The 5,501-nt window shown below is 56.7% G+C and carries 6 protein-coding genes and 1 pseudogene; 4 read left to right on the top strand and 3 right to left on the bottom strand.

Features of this window, described 5'->3' with window-relative positions; all coding sequences use genetic code 11:
- Positions 1–76 precede the first annotated feature (76 nt).
- Together BGN91_RS10190 and BGN91_RS10185 are read left to right on the top strand one after the other, a co-directional pair.
- Positions 77–424 carry a DUF3147 family protein gene (locus BGN91_RS10190; protein ID WP_292612788.1) on the top strand — a complete coding sequence of 116 codons (348 nt, stop codon included), beginning with the start codon at positions 77–79 and terminating at the stop codon, positions 422–424.
- Complete coding sequence (locus BGN91_RS10185) at positions 421–849, top strand: DUF3147 family protein (RefSeq protein WP_292612786.1); 429 nt, start codon at positions 421–423, stop codon at positions 847–849. Before BGN91_RS10190 ends, BGN91_RS10185 begins: the two co-directional genes overlap by 4 nt.
- 126 nt (positions 850–975) lie before the next feature.
- Here BGN91_RS10185 and BGN91_RS10180 read toward each other — a convergent pair whose 3' ends face one another.
- From BGN91_RS10180 to BGN91_RS10170, 3 genes are all read right to left on the bottom strand, one after another.
- Entirely contained in the window at positions 976–2,148 is a 1,173-nt protein-coding gene (locus BGN91_RS10180) for a zinc-dependent alcohol dehydrogenase (RefSeq protein ID WP_292612784.1), read from the bottom strand.
- Positions 2,149–2,175: 27 nt separating this feature from the next.
- Entirely contained in the window at positions 2,176–2,961 is a 786-nt protein-coding gene (locus tag BGN91_RS10175; RefSeq protein WP_292612782.1) for an SDR family NAD(P)-dependent oxidoreductase, read from the bottom strand.
- Between the two features lie 147 nt (positions 2,962–3,108).
- Positions 3,109–4,065: a manganese catalase family protein gene (locus tag BGN91_RS10170; protein ID WP_292612780.1), complete on the bottom strand. Its 957-nt coding sequence runs from the start codon at positions 4,063–4,065 to the stop codon at positions 3,109–3,111.
- Between the two features lie 372 nt (positions 4,066–4,437).
- On the opposite strand from BGN91_RS10170, the gene BGN91_RS10165 reads away from it, so the two are divergent.
- Both BGN91_RS10165 and BGN91_RS10160 read left to right on the top strand, forming a co-directional pair.
- Complete coding sequence (locus tag BGN91_RS10165; RefSeq protein ID WP_292612777.1) at positions 4,438–4,641, top strand: KGG domain-containing protein; 204 nt, start codon at positions 4,438–4,440, stop codon at positions 4,639–4,641.
- Between the two features lie 76 nt (positions 4,642–4,717).
- Positions 4,718–4,838, top strand: a pseudogene (locus tag BGN91_RS10160) (VOC family protein); the annotation flags it as partial.
- Between the last annotated feature and the right edge of the window lie 663 nt (positions 4,839–5,501).

Raw genomic sequence — 5,501 nt, 5'->3', positions numbered from 1 at the left:
CCAAGGTCGCCTCGCCGCGAAAAGATCCGGTCTACGGAAGCGGAGGACCGCTATCGACGCTCTGGAAGCGGCCGAAATGACCGAATATGTGGTCCGCTTCTTTCTGGGCGGCATCGTAGTCTCTGCTTTTGCGATGATCGGCGACATCCTGCGTCCCAAGAGCTTCGCCGGTCTGTTCGGTGCCGCTCCGTCGGTGGCGTTCGCCACGCTGAGCATCGCCGTTTATCGGCACGGGGCCGGCTACGCCGCTCTGCAGAGCGGCGCAATGATGGCCGGCGCAATTGCGCTCGCCGTCTATAGTATGACGGTCTGTCAGCTCCTGATACGGGCCCGCGCGACAGCGCTGCCGGCCACACTTATCTCGCTTGTCGTTTGGTTGATCGTTGCTTTCGGGTTGCTGGCGATATTCGGGGCGGGAACATGACTCCGGTCCGCATCTCGTTTTCATCGCTGCGCGAAGGACATCCTTACGAATATCTCGTCCGTTTCGCGCTGGGCGGAGCCGCGACCGTATTAACCGGCCTCATCAGCAGTCGCTATGGACCATCGATCGGCGGCCTGTTTCTCGCACTCCCGGCAATTTTCTGCGCCAGCGCCACATTGATCGAGAAACATGAAATTCGTCGGAAAAGAAAAGCGGGCCTTCCCGGCCGTCGGCGCGGGCAGGAAGCGGCGGCGCTGGATGCGGCCGGCGCCGCGCTTGGCGCTTGGGGCATGTTGGCTTTTGCGTTTGTTTTCTGCGCCATTGTCGAGACCAGCATCTCCGCCGCCTTTGTCGCAGCGTCGCTCGCGTGGCTCGTCGTCTCCATGGCAGCTTGGTATGCACGACAGTTGCATTTACGCCTTTAAACTGAACTACACTTGCAGCGCTCGTGGTGGGTGAGAGGGTAGCCGTATCCCCACCTTCGGCATGTCCTGACGTATCGGACGTTATCGCACAAACCTCTGGCGATTGCGGTTCCTGGGATTGGTAGTTCAAGATGGCTTCAGCACGACTTTTATGCATCCGTCCGCCTTGTCGCGGAACGTCTCGTAGAGTTTCGGACCATCGTCCAGCGACGCTCGATGGGTGATCACAAATGACGGATCGATCTCGCCCTTTTGAATACGTTCCAGAAGCTGAGGAAGATAACGCTGAACCGGGGTTTGAGCCATTCGGAATGTCAGGCCGCGATTGATCGCCGATCCCATCGGTATTTTGTCGACGAACCCGCCGTAAACTCCCACAATCGAAACGACACCAAAGTTACGGCAGCAATGGATTGCTTGTCTAAGCACATGGGGACGATCCGTCCCCATGAAGGTCGCGACCTTGATGCGGTCCACGACCGCATCAAATCCAGACCAGGTATCCGGCTCCGTGCCGACCGCATCAATGCATGCGTCCGCGCCTCGGCCCTCCGTCAGATCCTGGATGCGATCGTAGATATCGTCCTTCCTGAAATCGAGCGTGATCGCGCCTGAAACCTCGGCGAGCCGCAATCGTTCCGGCACTGTGTCGATGGCGATGACACATTCAGCGCCAAGCAGGAACGCGCTTTTGACGGCGAACTGTCCGACCGGTCCGCACCCCCATACGGCGACCGTCTCGCCGCCTTTCAGGCCGCAGAAGTCCGCGGCCATGAACCCTGTCGGAAAAATATCAGACAAAAAAAGAACCTGTTCATCAGAGAGCCCATCTGGAATCTTAAGCGGACCGATGTCGGCATAAGGCACACGCATGTATTCGGCCTGTCCGCCTGGAAAACCGCCGAGAATATGCGAGTATCCGAACAAACCCGCGGGCGAATGGCCCCACATTTCCTCTGCCTTTTTCTTGTTCGGGTTAGAGCGCTCACAGCCGGAGTAAAAGCCGCGTTTGCAGAAGAAGCATTCACCGCAGGAGATCGTGAAAGGCACCACGACGCGATCGCCAATTTTCAATTTCTTATTGTCGCGGCCGACCTCGACGACTTCTCCCATGGTTTCATGACCGACGACGTCACCCTTCTCCATCGTTGGGATGATGCCGTCGAAGATGTGGAGATCAGAACCGCAAATGGCGCAGGCCGTTACACGAATGATCGCGTCGCGTCCATCCTGAATCGCGGGATCAGGTACGCTTTCGCAGCGAATGTCGCTCCTACCATGCCAAGTCAGCGCTTTCATGGTCGCGGCCTTCCCAAGCGTTGCAGGTCAATGTTTCGCCGTGCGGGGCTCTGCCGCTTTGCGGTGCTGTTCGGCCAGAGTTTCAGATGGCGTGACGTTCGCAAGTGAGGATTGCAGCTTGTTCTTCCAGCCGCTCACCACGTCCCCCTCGCCATTCATCATGGCCTCGAAGCCGGTCCTGGCGACTTCAGCCGGATCGTCCTTCTCTTCGGTTCCAACTTTCGTATCCATCATGTCGGCTCGCCTGAAAAATTCGGTGTCGGTCGCACCAGGCATCAGGCAGGTAACCGTTACGTTGGTATCTCTCAGTTCCTCGCGTAGGGCAAACGAGAAGGAATTGAGAAACGATTTGCTGCCGTTGTAGACGGCCTGAAAACTGCCCGGTATGAAACCGGCAATCGAGCCGGTGATCAGGATTCGACCTGCATTGCGCCGGCGCATGTCGTTTCCGATCCTGTGGATTAAATACGTCGTCCCGACAATGTTTGTGTCGATCACCCGGCGCGCCTTCGCATAGTCCTGATCGAGAAACGCGCGGCCAAGCCCAATTCCGGCGTTGGCGAGAAGCGCACCGACAGGTCGTCCTTCCGCCGCCGTATAGAGCTTGTCGACGCCCGCTTCCGTGGCGAGGTCTGCTTCGATCGCCTCGACCTCTGCGCCTCCAGCGCGCAACTCCGCGGCGGCGTCTGCGATCGCCGGTTCGTCGGCCGCTATCAGCAATCGGAATCCACGCTCCGTGCAACATCGCGCCAGCTCTAAACCAATGCCGGTCGATGCACCCGTGACAATCGCTAATCTGTTATGATCCGACATGAGTTGCTCCTCATTGCACGCCGGGCGGCAACCGCGAGTTCCTGAAAACGTTTTGTCTAGGCATCAGAGGGCCGAATCCACGCAAACCACGGACTACTATTGGCTATGGACAACTTCATGCTCAGAATCGGCGTCCTCTGGGATGGTCTACGCTGCGCTCCGTTTTTGTGCCATCGTCCGGGCTTCGTCCATGTCTCCAGCTCCGCCCTTATCCTCGCCGGTAACTTTCCCTGCACCGGGACCAGCCCCTAAATCGGCCCCTGTCTTCGGATCGCCTTCTTGCTGTGACATTGTGCGAGCGGCGAGAGCATTGAGAGTTGTCATGTCAATTGAGCTGAGCTGAACGGTAGCCTCGCCATCGCCGCCATCTGCCGGAAGTCCTTCTTCCAACTCATCCACGCGATCCCATTGCTGCCCGCTATTCCATGGCCCACGTGGCTCTGCCCCGCCTTGCGACGTATTCACGTACGTGTTAGCGAAAGTTTTGAGTCCAGGCAGCTTGCCAGGCGGAAAGTTGTCCGCAATGGCATAGAGCGCCTTTTCGAACGACTTTTGATGGGCGATCTCACGGGTCATAAGGAAACCCAGCGCATCCTTGATGCCGGGATCGTCTGTTAGATTAATGAGTCGCTCGTACACGATCTTGGCACGGCTTTCAGCGGCAATGTTCGAGCGCAGATCGCAAGTAGGATCACCACGGCTATCGATGTAGGCGGCAGTCCAAGGAACGCCAGAAGAATTGGTCAGAGCGGGGCCGCCGCCATACAGTATCGATTGCGTGTGGCTACTCCCACCCTTGGTCAGGGACATATAAAGTTCAGCTTCCGCCATGCTGCCTTCAGCAATTTGTGCCTTGGCACCTTTATTGAGCATCGCAACGATGGAACCGATCACTTCAAGATGACTGAGTTCTTCGGTAGCGATATCGAGAAGCATGTCCTTGCGGCCAGGATCGTCGTCGGCCAATCCCTGCGTGAAATATCGCATCGCCGCTGCGAGTTCCCCATCGGGACCGCCGAATTGCTCCAGCATGAACGAGCCAAGAACCGGATTCGGTTCCGAAACGCGGACGGTATATTGCAAGCGCTTATTGTGCATGAACATGCGTAAAGCTCCTTTGTTCTGCTACAACGAACCTGCTCTCTCGTAAGCCGTTCCTGATCCCCGAAAATAATTCTAACGGCAATGAACGGGACGATTGTTTCCCGTCCTGGGAGGCGTTTCTCCCTCGTGATCATTCCGCCACCGCTTGGATCATTCTACCGAAGTCAGATCGTGCGATAGGGCGACCGACTTCGAACTCATCTCCAAGAGCTTCATAGCCGCACAGCCATCGTCGCAATGAACGTGGCCCCGATTGCCTACTGCGGCGCTAAAAAAGGTAATTCAAAGACTGAGGAACGAGAGTCTGGCAGGGTCATTACCCACGCGATGGCGAGATGCCGTCGTTACGTTATCAGCAATGGAGACTTAGACATGGCTCAACAGAATCAGAATACGAGAGGCGATCAGGGTCACACCGGTCAGTCCGAGCGTGGCTTTGCAAGCATGGATGAACAGAAGCAGCGTGACATCGCGTCCAAGGGAGGTCAGTCACAAGGCAAGGAAAACAACCCCGGTAACTTTGCCAATGACCGTGAGAAGGCATCCGAGGCGGGACGCAAGGGCGGACAGTCGTAACCTGCTTTGAACCGTTACAGAAAAGCCTGGCTTTGGCTGGGCTTTCTGTGATCCACCGGTCAAATCGGGCTGACGCTGGTGCAGGAACAAATGGGGCATCATGCCGCGTGGGCCAACCGAAGCGATGGCTGCCGGCGGCGACGAAGCAAAAACGCGCAGTCCGCGCGACGACGATCATGAAGAAAATCGATGTCGCGGGATCGAGAAGCACGATGGAGCTGACGTCGTCCGAAGTTGCCCCAAAGGCGAATTCGATCGAACTGGAGAATATCGCGGTTGGCCATTCTAGGGTGACGGATATATGTGCGATCGCCGGCCATAAAGCGTTTACCTGGGGTGGCGTTAAGTAATTGACTTTCCTTCTGTTTGTATGGACCAGGAAACAATCCTTTCCGGGCCAGACGTCATTCACCGCACGCCGATCTAGCTAAAGCACGCGCTGGACAACATGCTCGTCGACAAGAAATCCAGCTTGTCAATGTGGATCGATTGCTCCTTACACATTGGACTCTCCTTTCCTTTTTCCCTTGCGGCGCTGGTGCGCAGATCAAACGATGACACTCAGAAATGACCGGTGTTGACGGGCAACACCTCCGCCAGCGGTTACAATCTATTTTCCTATCGCTTCCCGCTGCTTGTACCACGAGAGCGGCAACGTTTTAGGTATCGCCATCAAAGTTGGCGTGTGTCCCGCTTCTCCTGTAATTACTGCTTCCGTGATTGCCGGCGCTAGGAACGTGAGGCGGAGCTGTTGGCGGATGATCTTGGGATGGAGTTTGACGTCTTTAGCGAGCGCCTCGATTGAATTGAGCTGCTGCCGGTTTGATGGACACCGAGATTGGGTGTTTCATGAGGCCGGA

The organism is Nitrobacter sp. 62-13, assembly GCF_001896955.1.
Taxonomy (GTDB): Bacteria; Pseudomonadota; Alphaproteobacteria; order Rhizobiales; family Xanthobacteraceae; genus Nitrobacter.
Note: the sequence above shows the minus strand (reverse complement) of the source record. Positions and strands in the feature narration are given on the sequence as shown.

Coding starts and splice junctions, on each gene's coding strand:
- BGN91_RS10190 (WP_292612788.1), top strand. CDS start 77: ATGACCGAATATGTGGTCCGCTTCTTTCTGGGCGGCATCGTAGTCTCT.
- BGN91_RS10185 (WP_292612786.1), top strand. CDS start 421: ATGACTCCGGTCCGCATCTCGTTTTCATCGCTGCGCGAAGGACATCCT.
- BGN91_RS10180 (WP_292612784.1), bottom strand. CDS start 2,148: ATGAAAGCGCTGACTTGGCATGGTAGGAGCGACATTCGCTGCGAAAGC.
- BGN91_RS10175 (WP_292612782.1), bottom strand. CDS start 2,961: ATGTCGGATCATAACAGATTAGCGATTGTCACGGGTGCATCGACCGGC.
- BGN91_RS10170 (WP_292612780.1), bottom strand. CDS start 4,065: ATGTTCATGCACAATAAGCGCTTGCAATATACCGTCCGCGTTTCGGAA.
- BGN91_RS10165 (WP_292612777.1), top strand. CDS start 4,438: ATGGCTCAACAGAATCAGAATACGAGAGGCGATCAGGGTCACACCGGT.